The 18474-nt window shown below is 61.8% G+C and carries 16 protein-coding genes; 8 read left to right on the plus strand and 8 right to left on the minus strand.

What is annotated here, in order from left to right:
- Positions 1-170: 170 nt before the first annotated feature.
- Positions 171-482 carry a putative quinol monooxygenase gene (locus ABH945_RS32205; protein WP_429253351.1) on the plus strand — a complete coding sequence of 104 codons (312 nt, stop codon included), beginning with the start codon at positions 171-173 and terminating at the stop codon, positions 480-482.
- 28 nt (positions 483-510) lie between these two features.
- Here ABH945_RS32205 and ABH945_RS32210 read toward each other — a convergent pair whose 3' ends face one another.
- Complete coding sequence (locus ABH945_RS32210) at positions 511-2022, minus strand: sensor domain-containing diguanylate cyclase (protein WP_074768192.1); 1512 nt, start codon at positions 2020-2022, stop codon at positions 511-513.
- A gap of 311 nt (positions 2023-2333) precedes the next feature.
- Here ABH945_RS32210 and ABH945_RS32215 point away from each other — a divergent pair, with 311 nt between their 5' ends.
- Positions 2334-3266, plus strand: coding sequence for a 2-hydroxyacid dehydrogenase (locus tag ABH945_RS32215; protein ID WP_429253352.1), 933 nt, complete (start codon positions 2334-2336; stop codon positions 3264-3266).
- A gap of 155 nt (positions 3267-3421) precedes the next feature.
- Here the strand turns inward: ABH945_RS32215 and ABH945_RS32220 are convergent, their stop codons facing one another.
- The gene (locus ABH945_RS32220) at positions 3422-3712 is read right to left on the minus strand and encodes a hypothetical protein (RefSeq protein ID WP_429253353.1); all 291 of its coding nucleotides are present in this window, start codon (positions 3710-3712) and stop codon (positions 3422-3424) included.
- A 101-nt stretch (positions 3713-3813) separates the two neighbouring features.
- On the opposite strand from ABH945_RS32220, the gene ABH945_RS32225 reads away from it, so the two are divergent.
- Entirely contained in the window at positions 3814-4764 is a 951-nt protein-coding gene (locus ABH945_RS32225) for a YncE family protein (RefSeq protein ID WP_429253396.1), read from the plus strand.
- A gap of 93 nt (positions 4765-4857) precedes the next feature.
- On the plus strand, positions 4858-5865 hold the full coding sequence (locus ABH945_RS32230; RefSeq protein WP_429253354.1) for a sterol desaturase family protein: 1008 nt from the start codon (positions 4858-4860) through the stop codon (positions 5863-5865).
- 62 nt (positions 5866-5927) lie between these two features.
- Here the strand turns inward: ABH945_RS32230 and ABH945_RS32235 are convergent, their stop codons facing one another.
- On the minus strand, positions 5928-8534 hold the full coding sequence (locus tag ABH945_RS32235; RefSeq protein ID WP_429253355.1) for an adenosylcobalamin-dependent ribonucleoside-diphosphate reductase: 2607 nt from the start codon (positions 8532-8534) through the stop codon (positions 5928-5930).
- A 360-nt stretch (positions 8535-8894) separates the two neighbouring features.
- On the minus strand, positions 8895-9179 hold the full coding sequence (locus tag ABH945_RS32240) for a DUF3331 domain-containing protein (protein ID WP_429253397.1): 285 nt from the start codon (positions 9177-9179) through the stop codon (positions 8895-8897).
- A gap of 341 nt (positions 9180-9520) precedes the next feature.
- Here ABH945_RS32240 and ABH945_RS32245 point away from each other — a divergent pair, with 341 nt between their 5' ends.
- Complete coding sequence (locus ABH945_RS32245; protein WP_074768230.1) at positions 9521-10636, plus strand: AI-2E family transporter; 1116 nt, start codon at positions 9521-9523, stop codon at positions 10634-10636.
- A gap of 163 nt (positions 10637-10799) precedes the next feature.
- On the opposite strand, the gene ABH945_RS32250 is transcribed toward ABH945_RS32245, so the two are convergent.
- Together ABH945_RS32250 and ABH945_RS32255 are read right to left on the minus strand one after the other, a co-directional pair.
- Positions 10800-11711, minus strand: coding sequence for an alpha/beta hydrolase (locus ABH945_RS32250; RefSeq protein ID WP_429253356.1), 912 nt, complete (start codon positions 11709-11711; stop codon positions 10800-10802).
- 92 nt (positions 11712-11803) lie between these two features.
- Entirely contained in the window at positions 11804-12913 is a 1110-nt protein-coding gene (locus tag ABH945_RS32255; RefSeq protein WP_074768233.1) for an OpgC domain-containing protein, read from the minus strand.
- A 531-nt stretch (positions 12914-13444) separates the two neighbouring features.
- Between ABH945_RS32255 and ABH945_RS32260 the strand changes: the two genes are divergently transcribed.
- Entirely contained in the window at positions 13445-14617 is a 1173-nt protein-coding gene (locus ABH945_RS32260) for a porin (protein ID WP_429253357.1), read from the plus strand.
- Between the two features lie 54 nt (positions 14618-14671).
- Here ABH945_RS32260 and ABH945_RS32265 read toward each other — a convergent pair whose 3' ends face one another.
- Positions 14672-15001 (minus strand): hypothetical protein, encoded by a 330-nt coding sequence (locus tag ABH945_RS32265; protein ID WP_429253358.1) that lies wholly within the window; start codon positions 14999-15001, stop codon positions 14672-14674.
- A gap of 371 nt (positions 15002-15372) precedes the next feature.
- On the opposite strand from ABH945_RS32265, the gene ABH945_RS32270 reads away from it, so the two are divergent.
- On the plus strand, positions 15373-15789 hold the full coding sequence (locus tag ABH945_RS32270; protein ID WP_429253359.1) for a hypothetical protein: 417 nt from the start codon (positions 15373-15375) through the stop codon (positions 15787-15789).
- Between the two features lie 606 nt (positions 15790-16395).
- Positions 16396-17439 carry a peptidoglycan DD-metalloendopeptidase family protein gene (locus tag ABH945_RS32275; RefSeq protein WP_429253360.1) on the plus strand — a complete coding sequence of 348 codons (1044 nt, stop codon included), beginning with the start codon at positions 16396-16398 and terminating at the stop codon, positions 17437-17439.
- Between the two features lie 12 nt (positions 17440-17451).
- On the opposite strand, the gene ABH945_RS32280 is transcribed toward ABH945_RS32275, so the two are convergent.
- A complete protein-coding gene (locus tag ABH945_RS32280; RefSeq protein WP_429253398.1) occupies positions 17452-18279 on the minus strand; it encodes an alpha/beta fold hydrolase in 828 nt (275 codons plus the stop codon).
- Positions 18280-18474 lie beyond the last annotated feature (195 nt).

An 18474-nucleotide genomic window follows, 5' to 3' on the forward strand; every position in this document is an offset into this window, starting at 1 on the left:
CTGCTTCAGACGTGCGCCCTTCGTTCTGAAGTTGCCCGTGTTCTGTCCAACGCGGGCCTATACTTTTTTGACGGCAGACCAGCGTTTGCCGGCGTGTCCCGCGTTGCATATAACCTGAAAAAAACAGCAAGGCGGACCCATTCCCTTCGTCTCACCTCAGGAGCCGCGTCATGGTCAAACTCGCGTTGTACGTGCATCTCGAAGCGAAGCCCGGCAAGGAAAAGGACGTCGAGGCTTTTCTGCTCAGCGGCCTGTCGCTCGTCGAAGACGAGCCCGCGACGACTGCCTGGTTCGCGTTGAAGATGGGGCCGTCCACGTTCGGTATTTTCGACGCCTTTCCCGACGAAGCCGGCCGTGACGCACATCTGAACGGCAAAGTCGCGGCCGCGTTGATGGCGAAGGCCGGCGAGCTGCTGGCGTCGCCGCCGAGCATTACGAAGGTCGATCTGCTGGCCGCCAAATTGCCGGGGTCGGGGAGCTGAACGGGCGGACCTGCTTCAAATCCGCTTCCTACTTCGAACTGTCGCCGGCGTTCGTCGACGGCTGGTTCGCATAGTGCAGGCGTTTCTCTTCATACATCAGCAGATCGGCGCGCTGCACGCCCGCTTCGAGCCTGTCGCCGCGCTGACAGGTCGCCGCGCCCATCGAGAAACTCAGCGGCGAGCCCGGATAGAACTGGTTGTTCATCTCCACCAGTTGGCGGATCGAGTCGATCATCGCCGCGCCGCCGCGTTCGTCGGTGTCCGGCATCAGGATCGCAAATTCGTCTCCGCCGATCCGCGCCGCGTGGAACGGCGCTTCCATCGCCTTCGCGAGCACTTCGCCGGCACGCCGCAGCAGCGCGTCGCCGGCGGCGTGGCCGAGCTGATCGTTCACGCGTTTCAGACCGTTCAGGTCCGCCATGATGATCGTCACCGGCCAAGGGCCTTTGCGTTCGAGCCGGTTCAGTTCGTCGACGTAAAAAGAGCGGTTGCGCAGCTTGGTCAGCACGTCGTGTTTGCCGAGGAATTCCAGGTAGGCTTCGGCTTTCTTGCGCGCGGTGATGTCCGTGAGTGCGACCAGCACCAGGTCCCAACTCTGTTCATGCCCCGGCAGCACCGAGAATTGCAGGTGAACGTGGACCTCGCTGCCGTCGAGCGAATAGTTGAGCACTTCGCGCTGCTGGAACAGCTTGTTGTCCCACAGGTCGATCAGCTGCTCGCGAAAATGCGGACGCATGTCGTCGCGGAATACGCTCGGCAGGTGCGCCAATAGCGTTTTTTTGTCTTTGGCGGCGAACATGTCGAGTGTGTGCTGGTTCACGTCGAGCACGTGAATCTCCTGCATGCAGCGTTCGACAAACTCCGGGTGCACGTCGGTAAACACGCGGAAGTCGTTGATGCCGGCCGCCCGCGCATCGTCGAGCAGACGTTTGACCGCACTGAAATCCTCGACCCACAGCGACACCGGCGAGTGTTCGAACAAACCGCGCACGTACTGTTCGGCGAGCGTCACGCGGTGCCGTGCGCCTTCAAGTTCCGTAATGTCTTCAACCGACACCAGCACGCGGTCCCAGTTGCCTTCGTGGCCCGGCAACACCACGCCCTTGAGCAGCACGTCGAGGCGCCGGCCGCCCAGCGTGTAGTTGACCGTGTGGCTCGTGAACTGCGATTTGCCTTCCCACAACTGGCAAAGCTCTTCGAGATGGGTCTGCAGCATGTCGTCGCGGAACACCGACGCGAGATTGCCGGTCAGCGCGTCGAAGTCGGCGGCTTCGAACTGAGTCAGCGTCTTCTGGTTGACCTTGATCACGCGGATGCTGTGCGCGCATTCGGCAACCCGCTCCGGGTCGGCGGCGAAATGGGCGCGCAGATCGGTCACGCCGTCGGCTCGCCATCCGTCGAACAATGCGCGTACAGCGCTGAAATCTTCGAGCCACAGCGAGACCGGCGCGAGTTCGAACATCTCGGAGTCGTCTCCGGTGGAGACGTTCTTCGGGGCGCCATCGTCGGGCGTGGAGCCGCGTGCAAGGATATCCAGCATGGGGTTCTCGTAAGCGGAATTGCGGCTATTTTAAGGCGGCTTGGGCGTTCAACGAAAAGAAACGCGTGGAGTGCATGATTTCGCTCGGTTTCTCTCAACGGAATAACGGCCGGGGTTCAACGGATTTGAGGCTCGTAAGGGTTGTCGAGCCGAGAGGTAGTTCTAAAAGCGGTCCCCGCCGTTTCCAACCATCTCGACGGGTGCCGAAGACCGCGTGTTGCGACCCAGGCGGCCAGCAAGCCTTCAGGAGCCTTGTTAAACTCGGCCGTCCCGGATTTCGTCCATCAACGCAGTCAAGAAAAAGCGCCGTCATGAAGCCATCCCTGCTGGTCCTGATCCATCTGAACGACGAGAGTCTCGCCAAAATCGGCGCGGACTTCGACGTCATTTATGCCCCCGACACCGACCGGCGCGCCGCTGCGATTGCCGACCACGGCGCCACGATCCGCGCGGTGCTGACCAATGGCGGGACCGGTGTCACCGCTGCGGAAATCGACCAGCTGCCGCAGGTCGAACTGCTCAGCGCGATCGGCGCGGGCTACGAAAACCTTCCCGTCGACCACGCCCGTTCGCGCGGAATCGTGCTCATCAACGGTGCGGGCACCAACGACAGTTGCGTCGCCGATCACGCGTTCGCTTTGCTGCTCGCGGTGGTGCGCGACATGCCTTATCTCGATCGGGCCACGCGCGATGGCGTCTGGCGCGACGAACTGCCGTTGCGCCCGAACATTTCCGGCAAGCGGCTGGGCATTCTCGGGCTGGGCAATATCGGCGAGAAGGTGGCGCGGCGCGGTGCCGGGTTCGACATGGAAATCGGCTATCACAATCGCAAGCCGCGCGAAGGGTCGCCGCTGCGCTACTTCGACAGCGTGACAGCGCTCGCGCAGTGGAGCGACTTTCTGGTGGTGGCGACGCCGGGCGGTGCGGGCACGCATCATCTGATCGACGCGAAGGTGCTGGAGGCGCTGGGTCCGCAAGGGTTTGTCGTCAACGTGTCGCGGGGCAGTGTGGTCGATACCGCCGCGCTCGCGCAGGCGCTGACTAGCGGGACGATTGCCGGCGCGGGTCTCGATGTGTACGAGGGCGAGCCGAATCCGCCGCAAGCGCTGCTGGCCTTGCGCAATGTCGTGTTGACACCGCATCTGGCCGGGCGCTCGCCGGAAGCAATCACGGCATCGGTCGATAACTTTCTGAACAACGCGAAGCGGCACTTTGCAGGCGAGCCGGTGTTGACGCCGATCTAACGCGGGGCATCTCGCTTCTCTTATAGCCGCGCCCGCCTGGGTGCGGCTGCGGAATGTCTGATCGGCGCTTGACCCGGTGGTCAAATCGGAGCGCGCGATAGTTCACGCATCAGATCGGCATCAGTTCCGTATCCCTAACTAAATCGCGCGCGACGTCACTCGACCAGTACGGCCGAATATCGCGGCACGTTGCATCGTCGGCGCGCCTTTAAATCTTGCGAATTCTTAGCGCAAATTTCAGGTGCGTACGCCTCCTGTAAGACGCCGCCGGTATATTGAACGCCGTCTTTCGCGCACAAAAAACACGCACATTGCCGCTGCCGGTTTGTCGCGGCAATTTCTGCCTCCGGCGCGTGTTTTTTGTCATCGGTAACGTCGGTATAAACGTTAGAGAGTGTGATGGTCTCGACAACGGCGGTTATCCGACGAATGTCCGACATGTTCATTACATTCCACTTCTGTTTTCTTCCGCGTGAATACGATCCCCATGCCATTTTCTATCGTTTCCATTACAAGGATCGGAGCGCTCGCTGCATCGCTATGCGGCATGCTGGCCATCACGAATGGCGCCTATGCCGCCGACCGCGTGATCGTGCTCGATTCAGGTGAAGCGCAACTCACGCTGATCGACCCCGTCACGCACAAGGTGGTCGGCACGGAGCCGACCGGCAAGGAACCGCATCACCTGATGATCACGCCCGACGGCAATTCACTGATCGTCGCCGATTCCGTGTCGAACAATCTGATGTTCGTCGACCCGCACAGCGGCAAGGTGCAACGCACCGTGCCGGATATCGAGGACCCGTATCAACTCGGTTTCTCGCCGGATCACAAGTGGTTCGTCACGGCTGCGTTGCGCATGGACCGCGTCGATATCTACCGCTATGACGGCGCGAATATGACGCTGGCGAAGCACATCGAACTTGCGAAAACGCCGAGCCACATGACGTTCGCCTCCGATAACCGTACGGTGTTCGTCACGCTGCAGGACTCCGGCGAACTCGCAGCGATCGATCTGCCGACGCAAACCGTGCTGTGGAAAATGCACGTAGGCAACGAGCCCGCAGGCTTGTGGATGACGCCTGGCGACCACTACCTGCTGGTCGGCATGACCGGCGAGGACGACGTGACCGTGGTGGACTGGCGCAAGCAGCAGGTCGTCAAGAAGATCCATACGGGGCGCGGCGCGCACAACTTCCGCAATCTCGACGACGGCAAGCATGTCGTGGTCTCGAACCGCGTGGACAGCACGATCAGCATCATCGACTACACGACGCTCACGAATACCGGCGACATCACCGGCCTGATGCCCGGACCGGACGACATGGAACTGACACCGGACAAGCGCTACCTGTGGGTGGGTTTCCGCTTCGCGCGGCATGTCGGCGTGATCGATATGACGACCCACAAGCTGGTCGATACGATTGCTGTTGGCCGCTCGCCGCACGGTATCTTTTTCGACAACCGTGCACCCGTTATTGCGCCGAATCCTGACTGATTGCAGGCGCAATCGGCTCAATCGGCGTTATCCGTTTTGAAACTGCTGCTCAACAGGCAATCGCAGAACCGGTAAAACACGAGGCTTTTTTTGATGTTTCATGAAATCGTCGCGCAACTCGACAACATGGTGTCCGCTTTGCAGACGCTGTTGTACGTCGATGTCGTGCAACCGTTCTTCTATCGCTTTGGCCTGATGGGCTATGACGAAGACACCTATGACGCGCTGTACTGGGTGATCGTCGGCGTGCTCGAAATTGGCGTGACGTATCTCGCGTTGCGTCCGCTCGAAGCACTGCGGCCCGTCGAGCAGTGGCAAAACCGCAAGGCGTTGCGCGCGGATGTGATTTACACGTGGATCGTGAAGCTCGGCATCATCAACATAGCGTTTTTCTTCATGTTGCAGCCGCTGTTCGATCATTGGCAGAGTCTGATCGCGATTCACGGCATACCGAATATCGATATCGACAGCCTCTGGCCGGGCGTAACCGATCAGCCGTTCGTGTCGTTCGCGATCTACCTCGTGCTGCTCGATTTCGCGGGCTACTGGTATCACCGCTGGCAGCATCGCTTCGGCGTGTGGTGGGAATTGCACGCGGTGCATCACAGCCAGCAGCAGATGTCGCTGTGGGCCGACGACCGTAATCATTTTCTCGACGACATCATCCAGGCCGCGTTTTTCGCGTCGATCTCGCTGTTTATCGGTGTGCAGCCGAACCAGTTCGTCGTGTTGATTGCCGTCAGCAATTTCATGCAGAGCATCCAGCACGTCAATGCGCGTTTGCCGTATGGATGGCTGCTGGAGCGTCTGATCGTCAGCCCGATTTTCCATCGCCGTCATCATGCGATCGGGTATGGGCATGAAGGTACCGCTTATGGCTGCAATTTCGGCGTGCTGTTTCCGTGGTGGGACATGATGTTCCGCACGGCATCGTGGAACCGCGCGGTCGAGCCGACCGGGATTCGCGATCAGCTACCCGCGCCGCACGGCTCGGGTCGTTCATACGGCGATGGCCTGATTTCGCAGCAGTGGCGCGCGTTGGGGCGGATCGTGAAGCGTCTGCGCGGGCAGCGGAATTACGCGGGTAGCGCGGCGGAGTGACTTTGATTGTTCCGCCGCGTGTTAGTCAGAGCGGCGGAACACGAACTGTATTCAGCGTCGCATCATCCGCACGCGCCGACTTCTCCGCATGCGGTACAAAAGTCGCAGCCGTCCTTGCGAATTACCGCATTCGCGCCGCACGATCCGCATTTGCGTCCGAGCATCACATGCATGCCCGAGGCTCCCTCGGATTGCGTGACCGCCCTGGCGTCCGCTTCCGAAGGAAATGGACGAATACCAAAGTCCGCCGGTAACGCGCTCTCCGCTTTCATCTGCCCGCGCGGCAAACGCGCCAGCACACGCGACGGCAACTGGTTGCCTTCGGCGTCGAGAAAGCCGCGCCGATGCAGAATCTGTTGAATCGCGAACGCCAGCGCGGCGACTTCCGAATCGTGCCAACGCGGCGTGCGATGACCGTCGAGCCGCTGCACTTCGCCGAGCCTCACTTGCCCGCGATCCCACGACACCTTGCGCATATCCTGCAGGTTTCGCCCGACAAAACCGCCGCGCGCGGCGAGCGACAGCGACCGCATGGTCGCCGTGATCCATTGCTGCGATTCGTCGCGCTGACCGGTCGGAATAAAGAACTCGATAGGCCGCTCGATCGTCACGTCTTCACCGCCCAGGCGCCCGGTCACTTCAATGAACGACACCGCCACATACAGCGACTTCTTGCCCGCCTGCGTCAGATACTCGACTTTCTCGATGATCGCCGGCAACTCACCTTTGGGCCGATGATCGATCGCAATCCGCAGCGGGTCGAGATCGGTGTCGGCGAGCGTGTCGTCGCTGGTTTGCGGCGGCGGACTCACGCTGAGCACCGCGCCGAGCGTCTCGTTCGGGCGATAGGTGGCAAGCCCCTTGAGGCCGCTTTTCCAGGCATCGAAGTAAAGGCTTTCGAACGCGTGGAATGGATAATCGGCGGGCACGTTCACCGTCTTCGAGATCGATGTGTCCACGTACGGTTGCACGGCCGCCATCATCTCGAGATGGTCGCGCGCCGACATCTGCAGCGCGCTGACGAAATAGTCCGGCAGCTTGTCTACATCGCCACCCAGCTCGCGATACAGACGGTACGCGTAATCTTCGACATCGAACGACTCGCGGCCGCCGTCGGCCATCACCTTCATGCGCGTATAGGTCCACGAGAAGGCCGGCTCGATACCGTTCGACGCGTTGTCGGCGAACGCGAGGCTCACCGTGCCGGTCGGCGCGATCGACAGCAAATGGCTGTTGCGAATGCCGTCGCGGCGAATGGCCTGCTTGATGTCTTCGGGCAGCCGCGACGCGAAAGTACCCGCTTCGAGATAGCGCTCCGCGTCGAACAGCGCAAACGCGCCGCGTTCTTTCGCCAGTTCGACCGACGCGCGATACGCTTCGTCGCGCATCAACTTCGCGATGCGCACGGCGAAGTCGCGGCCTTCCTGCGAGTTGTAGCGCAGACCGAGCATCACGAGCGTATCGCCGAGACCGGTAAAGCCCACGCCGATGCGCCGTTTCGCACGCGATTCATCGTGTTGCTGCTGCAGCGGCCACAGCGTGACGTCGAGCACGTTGTCGAGAAAACGCACCTGCGTGCGCGTGCGTTTCGCGAGCCCGTCCCAGTCGAACGACGCTTGACGGCCTTGCATTTGCGCGAACGGATCGATGACGAAACGTGTCAGGTTCAACGGCCCAAGATTGCAGCAGCCGTACGCGGGTAACGGTTGCTCGCCGCACGGATTGGTCGCGCGGATCGTTTCGACCGCGCGCAGGTTGTTGTCCTCGTTCATCCGCGAAATGAACACGATGCCGGGTTCGGCGACGTCGTAAGTGGAGCGCATGATGCGATCCCAGATCTCGCGCGCCGGGCGTTCGCCGTACACCCACAGGCCGTCTTCGCGCTGACGCACGTCGTCGGCCGAGCGCATGGCCGGCGACGGCTCCGCGCGATGCACCAGTTGCCAAGGCTGATCTTCTTCGACCGCGCGCATGAATTCGTCGGTGACGCCGACCGACACGTTGAAGTTGTTCCAGCGTCCCTTCGAATGCTTGGCCTCGATGAATTCGAGCAGGTCGGGGTGATTGCAGTCGAGCACCGCCATCTGCGCGCCGCGCCGTGAACCGGCGCTTTCGACGGTGCGGCACGACGCGTCGAACACGTCCATATAACTGCACGGGCCCGACGCCGACGAACTCGTGGTGCGCACGCGAGCGCCCTTGGGCCGGATCGCGGAGAAGTTGTAGCCGACGCCGCCGCCGCGCCGCATCGTTTCGGCCGCTTGCAGCAACGCCACGTAAATGCCGGGCAGACCCTGTTCGTCGACACCCTGAATCGCGTCGCCGACCGGTTGCACGAAGCAGTTGATCAACGTGGCCGCGATGCCGGTGCCCGCCGCGCTCATGATGCGTCCCGCGCCGAGCGCGCCGTGCCGGAGGTTGTCGGCGAACAGCGCTTCGACCGATTCACGCAGCGCAGCCGGTTCGGCCTGGGCGACGCCTCGGGCGACGCGCTGGAAGACGTCGTCGGCGGATTGCTCGTCGCCTTTCGCATACTTCTCGAGCAGGACATCCACGGAAAATTGTTGCGGCGCGACGAGGGGAGCGGGCGGGGTGATTGGCGCGGATTGTGCGGATGGTGCGGCAACAGCAGGTGTTGCGGCGCGGGTGCTGGGCGTGTCTTCTGCCATGGTAGGCCCTCAAACGGCGCCGCAGCGGCACGGCGCGGTGGTGGATGCCGGTCAGCGTAACGCCGCGGATCGAGCCGGCGGCTGACGTGACGCAATGAGGTCCACCTTAACGCACGCGGCGAAGGGCCGCAATCGGCGGGTTTTGACCTTTGAGGGAGCGCGGGTTACGCGGTCCGCCGCGTCCCGCACGAGGCAGTTTTTGCGCAGATGGCGGGGCGGGCGATCACAGATAACGACAGGCGGGTGGACATGAACGGCTCCAGGCGCGTTCGCGGTCACTAACGGCGTGGCCCAGGCAAGGAGGGTTGAAGCAGAATCAGAACAGACTCGGAACAGAACCCGGCTCGCCCGATAAAACCGTCAGGCTTCAGCCAGCGCACCCAGAATTTCAGCACAGATCATCGCGGATGCATTCGACGGAGCCGGCCGCTCAGCCGGTTTGAACACTGCGTCACCGCGACGGATCTTGCGGCGCGATACCGCGCAGGTCCCGGAGGTATGCGCCGAGCGGCGACGCCAGCGCTGTTCTCCGTAATGACATCGCCCCGGCTCTACCCAGCGGATCACCAGCGCCGTGTCGGAGCGCTCGAGAATCTCGATGCGTACGCCATTGGTACCGTCAAGGGGGATGGACTCTAAGGTCATCATCATCGGCTCCGTATTGTGGTGTGCCGAATGTAGTCCCGCGCGCGCCGGATAGCCATTGTGCCGCGGTTGAAACACTGTTCTCGAAATAGCAATAATCCCCCTTGACAAATGCGGTCAGCCGCAATGACGGGCTTTGCGGGTCGTTTTGTATGTGAATTTTTAATAGTGTGGATTTTTGCAACGCAGTGTTGTGCGTAGCGCGACGAAAGTGCCGCCTGGAAAGGGCTCCGGCGCTTCCTTTAAGATGTGGTTATTGACGAGCGACCGTGCGCTGCAAGTGTAGCGGTTTTGATTTTTTCCGGTCGGCTCGCGCACATCTCCCCAACCGACGAGTCCACATGATTTCACGCCCGCCCGCTGCACCGCCTGCCGCACCGCCCGCCGCACCCCCCGAATCCGCAGCCACGCCGCCCAGGCCGGATCGATTGAAAAAGCAGAAGGCTGCGTCGCTCGCGCTGTATATCGGGCTGGTGCTGCTGGCGCTGTGGGTCGTGCGCGACTTCATTGCGGTGGTCGCGTGGGCCGGTGTCGTGGCGATCGCGCTGTGGCCGCTTTTGCGCAGGGTCGAGGGCAACCGCTGGTTCACCGGCCGCACGACGCTGATCGCGGTGGCGATGACGCTTGCGATTGCGCTGCTGGTGGTGCTTCCGGTCGGGATCGTGATCGCCCAGGCGTTGGGGGAGGCGCACGACCTGAACGAATGGTTCAAGTCCGCGCAGGAGAACGGCATTGCGGTTCCGGACTTTATCGGGCGTTTGCCGTTCGGGGTTCAGCAGATTTCAGACTGGTGGCAGGCCAATCTTGCCCAGCCCTTGCGCGGATCGGCCGCGATGAAAGGCCTGCACAGCACCACGGTGATTACGCTCGGCCGTCATTTCGGCGCGCGCGCGGTTCATGCGATGGTGGTCTTCGCGTTCATGCTGGTCACGCTGTTCGTGATTTTCCAGGCGGGGCCGCGGCTGTCCGGCTCGTTGCTCAAGGCAATGCGCAAGGGTTTCGGCGAGGACGGCGCAGCACTGCTTCAACGGATGGCGGCAGCCGTGCGCGGCACCGTGTCGGGCCTGGTGGTGGTTGGACTCGGCGAAGGCGCGTTGATGGGCGTCGCGTATTTCGTGGCGGGTCTGCCGCATGTCGCGCTGCTCGGGTTCATCACCGCGATCGCCGCGATGTTGCCGTTCTGCGCGCCGATCACTTTCGGTCTCGCGGCGTTGTGGCTGGTGGCGCAAGGCTCGGTGGCCGCGGCGATCGGACTGGCGGTATTCGGCTCGGTGGTCGTGTTCATCGCCGAGCACTTCGTGCGGCCGGTGCTGATCGGCAACTCGACGCGCCTGCCGTTCCTGCTGGTGCTGTTCGGCATTCTCGGCGGGGCGGAGACGTTCGGCCTGCTCGGCATTTTCATCGGCCCCGCGCTGATGACCGTGCTGATGGTTTTGTGGACCGATCTGGTGAAATAGGCGGGTGGTCAGTCAGGCCAACGCACGCCGCGTGCATGCCACCCGGCGTGCGTTGGCGCTTCGTGCGGATTAGCCGTTCGGATCGATACCGCCACAGTCGAAGCGGCAGTAATCGCGATCGCACACCGCATCCCACGTATGCCGCCAACCGGCAATCAGCCGCTCAAGGCCGCATATACGACGGATGTTCCTGCGCCGGCACGCCCGAAGCCGACGACGGCCCCTGAGCCGCAGGTTTCACGCAGCCGAGCGTGTATTTCAGCGCGGCGGGCAGCAGCGCGCTCCAGACATCCCAGGTGTGACCGCCGTCGATAATGCGCAGCGCCGCCGGGTTCCCCGCCTGCCGCAAATGCGTGTACAGCACGGAGGCATCGGCCTGGATATCGAGGTCGTCGTCGCCCGCTGCGATGAACATCGGCAGGCGATACGGGCGGCTTATGTAGCGCTCCCACTGCGCCGGATAGTTCAACTCGTGCCAGACGCGCGGATCGAACTGACGGTCGCCGAACACGCCCACACGCCGTGCCGCCGATGCGCGCGGCGGCTCGTTCGAATAAATCGCCGGACTCAGCAGCAACGCGCCGCAGAACAGCTCCGGCTGCGTCAACGCGTAACGCAGCGCGCCGAACCCGCCCATCGACACGCCGCCGATCATCCTGCCGCCGCGTTGGGTCGACACCGCGTAGTGCGCTTCGATCTCGGGGATCAGGTCGTCGAAGAACGCGGTCTCCATCTTTTCCTTCCGGTCGACGTACCAGTCGGTGCCGCCTTGCGGCATCACGATCACGACGGGCGGCATGTCCTTGTGGTCGATCAGCGCGTCGGCGGCGCTTTGCAGATGACCTTGCGTGAGCCAGTCGTTGGCGTCGCCGTTGTTGCCGTGCAGGAGGTAAAGCACGGGCAGGCGTGGCGCGTCGTGGCGATAGCCAGTCGGCAGATAGACCGTGTAGGACCAGTCACGGCCGAGCGCGTCGGAGTGGAAGCTGCGGCTGACGACAGTGCTGGCTTGAGCCGACGTGTTGGCCGTCGTCACGGCGCATAGCGAAACAAGTGCGAGAGGAAGGAATGGACGCATGTCAGTGTGAGAGGCCGGCGCGGAGTTTGCGCGGCCGTCATGCTATCAGCATCGGAGGCAAAATTGAGATGGGGAAAGTGCGATTTCGCCGCTCAAGGCGAGGTCCGCAACCGCGTGCCGACGAAGCGGCCCACCAGGCGCTTCAGCGGCTCGACCCCCAGCGCGACGGCGAACAACGCGCCGACGGCGATCGCGTCCGCGAGCAGCCCGAGCGGATAGTTCAGGTAACCGTCCGTGGCCGCATACAGCACCGAGTCGACCACCAGCGAGATCACCGCGCCCGCGATAAAGCACAGCAGCCCCTTGCGGCCTATCACACCGACCCACGGCAGCCATTGAGCCAGCTTCCTTGCCCAGCCAAGCTGGATCAGGTTGGCGACGAGCCACGCAATCGCGAGAAAGTTGATCGCCCGCAAGTAGGACAGATTCTGCTTGAGGCTCGCGCTGAGCGGTTCATGCGCCATAAATAGCTTGTAGTACGCGGCGGCGATTACCACGCCGAACGCTGTCACGCTGACGATCCACCCGAGCCGGTGCGCGCTGATCCGCTGATACACCGGCTGGCAACGCGCCAGTACGCCGAGCACGAACAGCAGTTGCCAGGCGAACGGATTGAAGTCCCAGTGCATGTCGGGCGCGGCGGGCAGATACGCGTCGATTGCCGGCGCACCGGCCCACAACGCGACGCTACCGGCCAGCAGCAGCCATGGCTTGCTGCGCGCGAGCGGCAGGATCATCGGCACCAGCAGCGCGAAGAACGCGTACATGGGCAACACGGAAGCCAGATAAGGCTGGCGGCGGAACAGCAGAATGTCGCGCAGCGCCGACAGCGGGGCGTCGATCAGGTCGTCGAGGTCGGTAGTCGCGAGATTCGGCCCGTCGATGCTGAGCGCGCTCAACACGGCGCTGACCAGCAGCATCAACCCCGCCGTGACGAGGAACGCGCGATAGATTTCGAGCGAGCGTCGCAGGAAGCGGCTGCGCGCGATCGTCTCGTTGCGCCGCTCGGCAAGCGCGGCGTAGGCCGTGGCCGTGGCGAATCCGCCGAGGAACACGAAGACTTCGGCGGCATCGCACAACGCGTACGCGTGCAGCGTGACGCGCGACAGGATGCTGCCGCCGATGTGATCGACAACGATGATCAGGAGGACCAGTCCGCGGAAAAAGTCGAGTTCGATCAGCCGGGAGGATGATTGTTGCATTGTTTGCGCCAAAAGCAGCCCCGTGCGACGGCGCGCTGATTCAGCGCGGCGGACGTCTCACAAGGCTTTTTAGAAATTGGATTGGGTATTGCGGCGGATTCGCGATCCGCGTTGCCCCGATGGCCGGCCTCGCGAGGCTGTGTCAGGGGACTGTAAAAATGACCTGCTGAGCAACGCGGAGTTCCGCTGCGCTGCCGCAAAAGCCGGGGATTATATTTCCTTCTGTGACAAATCCGGCGCGGATCGCGCAGGTCGTCCAGTGGACGACCTGCCGCTACTTTCAAGTCCCGGCGGCGCTTTGCCGTTTACCTGAACACGCGCGGAGACAGAAGAGGCACGCGCTTGCAGTGGAGAATTAGCAACATTTTAAAAGATCAAAGCGTACCCCAATGGACGGCCAGCTAACGGCGTGTGAGGATTTCTGAACAGCGCGGCGCGTTAAAAAGCAGCCTGTCGAAGCACCAGAAAAGCGTCGAGAACAACGAGCGGCCGGATCGAGTTGTCCCATTACTCGAGTGCAGGGAGATCTTCATGAGCAGGCAAGTGTTCGCGCTGGCTGTCTCCGCCACTTTGTCCGTCACTTCTGTCATCGGCTTCGCTTCGTCGGCGTCGGCGCAAACCAGCGTCACGCTGTATGGCGTGATCGACGAGGGCATCAACTACACCAATAACGTAGGTCGCGGCCATGTCTACGAACTGGCCAGTGGTTTTGCGCAAGGCAGCCGCTGGGGTTTGAGCGGAGCCGAGGAACTGGGCGGCGGCCTGAAGGCCATCTTTCAGCTCGAAAACGGTTTTGATCTCAGTTCCGGCCGACTGGAACAAGGTGGCCGGATGTTCGGCCGCCAGGCTTTCGTCGGACTCAGTTCGGCGCAGTACGGCACGTTGACGTTCGGCCGCCAGTACGACTCGCTGGTCGACTATCTGGCCCAGACCACGGCCAACGGCAACTGGGCCGGTCAACTGTTCTCGCATCCATACGACAACGACAACACCGACAACTCGTTTCGCCTCGACAACACCGTCAAATATACGAGCCCGTCGCTGGCCGGGTTCCAGTTCGGCGGCACCTACAGCTTCAGCAACGATGTGGGCTTTGCGAACAATCGCGCGTATAGCTTTGGCGGCCAGTATGCGTACGGCGGCCTGCTGGTGGCCGCGGCCTATTTGCAGGCCGACAATCCGGGCAACGGCGCCAACGGTGCGATTGCGGGCAACGACGCCAATTTCATCGCCGCGCGCATGCGGGTGTTCGGCGGCGGTATTACCTACACGTTCGGTCCGGCGACGGCGGGGTTTGTCTACAGCAACTCGAACTATCTGGACCCGACCGCCAACGGCTATCTCGGCGTGACGCCGCTGGTGCCTCCCGGTGTGCTGCTGAACTCGTTGAAGTATCAGAACTTCGAGGTGAACGGCAAGTATCAGATTTCGCCGATGTTCTTCGTCGGCGCGCAGTACGTGTACACGATGGAAACCTACGATGCGTCGACCGGCGGCGTGAAGCCGCACATTCACTCGTTCGGTCTGATGGCGGATTACAACCTCTCCAAGCGCACTGACGTTTATCTCCAGGGCGAATATCAGCAGGTGACGGGCGACCCGACCTATTCGATTCTCGACGATGCCTTTACACCCGGCACCCAGGCGCCTTCATCGACCTCGCGGCAGGTTGTGGTGCGCGCGGCGATACGGCATAAGTTCTAGCTTCGCGGCGCTGCACGTGTCGCGCGTCATGGATCACACGTCACGTCATACGGCTCAGTTCATCACGTAGTTCTGGATCAGAATGCCGAGAATCACGCCGGCCGGAATGCCTGAGGTTCTGCCGCGCAACGTTGCGCCCAGATCTTCGTCGAGCACGAAGCTGCTGCGGCGCTCGCGCCAGAAGCTTTTATAAGCCAGCGGTTTTATATCGACGATGACCAGCGCGACGAGGGCGGTCACGATCACCTGTTGCCACGCGTTGAGCTTCGCGGCCAACGGCGAAAAATTACCGGCATTGCACAGCAGAACCATGATGACGGCGGCGACGACGGTGCTGAAGAAAAAGCCGCCCATGAAGCGGTTGGCCGAATGAAGAGAATCCACTTGCGCCTCAACTGTCTTCGCGATGTCGATGTCGATGCCGATTCAACGAGCGAAGTAAAAAATAATCTGATAGACATCCGTTTCCCTTTCGATGTAAAGCCGACCTGCGTTTCACGAAAATTCAAACGGACGCGTAAGGATATTGACTTCCGGTTTGCGAGCCTATCGTTTTTGTCTTAATGCTGCTTCCGGGAATTCCCGAAACGTCGCTGCATTGCGATGCATGAGTGCGAACCTGGATCACGTATCGGCTGCAATGAACTCCCGCGTCATGGCAGGCTCAAACAGTACCGCGCTGTTGTCGCGCTGCTGCTTCATCGCGCGCCTTACGTTTCGTCATCGGCAAGCCGGTTTTCTTTCACGGAGACTTCATGAGTAATCGTGCAACGCAGATTCTTCCGCATCATCGTTATGTTCATTCGCTGGGCGCGCCGCTCGCCTGCGTACAAGGGACGATCAGCAAGGTGTTCGATAGTCCCGAGAACCACCACGGCGCGAATCATCAGCAGTTCGTGATCAAGATCGACACGGTGGTGAAGTTCGAAGGCGGCACGGAGAACCTCGTCGGCACCGAGGTATTCGTCGCGGTGCGTTTCGGCGATAACGAAGGCCTGGCGCAGGAGATTCCCGGGCTTCAGGCGGGGCAGCCCATCGAGGCTCAAGGCGAATACATTCCCGAGGCAAAAGCCTATCCCACTGAAGACAATGACAATCCCGTGCTGCCGGTGTTGCACTTCACGCATCATCCGGTGGGGTATGTGAAGTACCAGGGGCAGTACTACAGTTGACCAGCGCTCATTTCGTCGGGCGCACAGATGACGTTCTGTCCGCTCGATGAAATGCGTTTGCGTGACCCACGCGGCCGCGATCCGTCCGCGATTCAAGTTCCGACGACGATTGCCGTTAAAGGTCTAATTAGCGACCGTTAGCGCGTGATTACGAGGGCATTTCTTTTTCACCGCTTCTCTACCGCTTGTTTGCTGCTTTTTTCCGCAAATTTATCGATGCGTGCCCGCATGAAAGGGCTGTCGGGCGCATCCGCATCGGCGCGTAAAACGAAGCTGGAAATACCGTGCGTAATGTTTGTATCAGTTTGTTTGGAGCGGGGCGTTTGAGGTTGAGCGCACTTTACAATTCCGCGTGAATTTTAATCGGCAACCCCGCTGGCTTCGCTGAAAACCGGCTGTTTTGAAGCACCGGCATCCGGGCGCTGGGCGTCTGTGTTTCCGGGCATCCGGCGAGCAGCAAGCAGGGTTGATCAGCAGGGCATTGGATGAGCGCCGCACGAGGCGGCTCGCCATGTCGCGAAGGTGGCTGCGCGGCGCAAGACCGCGCGCATCTTACGCGTCAGGTGGCATCCGGCCAGCCCAGGAACGAGGCAGGAATCGAACAAGATGGTAAAACGCTTCAACAGAACAATGATGGGCAGTCTGACCGGCGTCTGGGTTGCGCTGGCCGTGAGCGGTTGTGCCAACGTGGGCCAGCAGGGCGCGCAAAACGGCGCGGCAACGGATCCGGCGTCCGGCGTACCGGCAACCTCGACGGCAACGGCGACGGTGGCAAATCAGGCCGCTGCGCCTGGAAGTAATGCGTTGGCTGCGCGAACGTCGGTCCGCATCAATGCCGATGAGAGCAAGCCGCTCAGGAAATCGCCGCCGCTGGTTTATCGCGTGAAACACGGCGACTCGCTCGCGCGCATCGCGCAGCATCACCACTGCAGCGTCAAGCAGTTGCAGGCGTGGAATGGATTGAAGAACTCGTCGCGGCTTAAGTTGGGGCAGGTGCTGCACGTGGCATCGCCGGAAACGGTGCGGGAGGTTAAGGCGGCGCAAGCAGCGCAGGCAGCGCAGGCAGCGGCTGCGAAGTCCGCGGCGGCTTCGGTGGCTTCGTCGACTACGGCTGCACCGGCTGCACCGGCTTCACAACAGGCAGTGGCGTCAACTATCGCAACGCAGCAGTCCGCAGTGCCCGCTACGTCAACCGTCGCGGCTCTGCAATCCGCCGCACCCGCGCCGTCCGCTGCCGAAGTCCGCGAGGTCGCGCATGAGACCGCTCGCCATGCGAACAGCGTGTCGTTGGCATGGCCGGCAGGGGGCCGCGTAGTCGAAGGATTCCAGCCCGGCGAAACGCGTGGGATCGAGATTGGCGGCAAGCCTGGCGATCCCGTGATGGCCGCCGCCGACGGCAAGGTGATGTACGCCGGCACCAGCCTGAACAGCTACGGCAGTCTGATCATCGTGCAGCACAACAAGGACTTCCTGACCGCGTACTCGCATAACCGCAAATTGCTGGTGAAGATCGGCGACGTCGTTCGACAAGGCCAGCAGATTGCGGAAATGGGCGACGAAAACAACTCGCGTGTTTCCGTCGGCTTCGAGGTGCGCCGCGACGGCAAGCCGGTCGATCCGATGCCGTATCTGCCGCAAGGGCGCGGCTAATTTCCCTGCGGGTCACGCATCGTCATTGAACCAGCGTAGCGCCGCGGCGACGATCGCCTCCGGCGCGTCCTCCTGCATCAGATGACCGGCATCCGGCACCGCGTGAAAGCGCGCTGCCGGAATCACACCGGCCAGGTGGCGGCCACGTTCGAGTGGAATCCACTGATCCTGCTCGCCCCACAGAATCTGAACCGGACAGCGGATCTGCGAATAGCGCGCTTCGATCTCGTCGGTGTAGCGCTGGTCCATCTGTGCGATCTGCCGGTAGAACGCGGCTTGTCCCGTTACGCCGAGCCACGGTGCGACGTAAGGCGCGAGTTCCGCATCCGGGATCTCACGGGCGATCGCGCCGCGCACATACGCGTTAACCACCGCCTCGTGGATATAAGGCGGCAGTCCCGCGAACGCGTCGATGTGTTCGCGCACGTGCCGCACGAACGGCGAACCCCATGGCGCGACCGCGACCGGGTCGATCAGCGTGAGGCTGCGATAGTCGCACTGATCGATCAGATGCGCGCGTAACGACGTCGCACCGCCGAAGTCGTGCGCAATCACGTCCGGTTTCTTCAACCGCCAATGCGCGAGCAATTGCGCCAGCAACACGTTCTGCACGCCGAGCGAGACATCCTGAGCGTCGCGCTGCTCCGACTGGCCATAGCCGAGCAGATCGTAGTAATACACGGTGCGAGTTTCGGCGAGATGCGCAGCGATGCGATGCCACACATACGAAGAAAACGGCGTGCCGTGAACCAGCACCAGCGGCGGACCATTGCCGGTCACGCGATAGCGCACGGTTTGATCGCGGAAGGTATAGCTTTCGGGAAGCGGCCAGTTTTGCATGAGATCGAATGGGGAAATCGGCATTGGCGTCGGCATCGTAAGAATGTGCGCTTACGTTTGAGCAGGGGTGAGTCGAGTGGGCTGGCCAGGTTGTCGATAGCTTCCCGTAGAAGCTCACCTTTGTTTTATTCAGCAACGCCAGGCAAATTGAAAGCTCGGCGAGCTACAGCCTGGTCTGGACCGGAAGCAGAGAGT

It is taken from the genome of Paraburkholderia sp. GAS333 (assembly GCF_050435665.1).
In the GTDB taxonomy this organism is placed as follows: domain Bacteria; phylum Pseudomonadota; class Gammaproteobacteria; order Burkholderiales; family Burkholderiaceae; genus Paraburkholderia; species Paraburkholderia fungorum_A.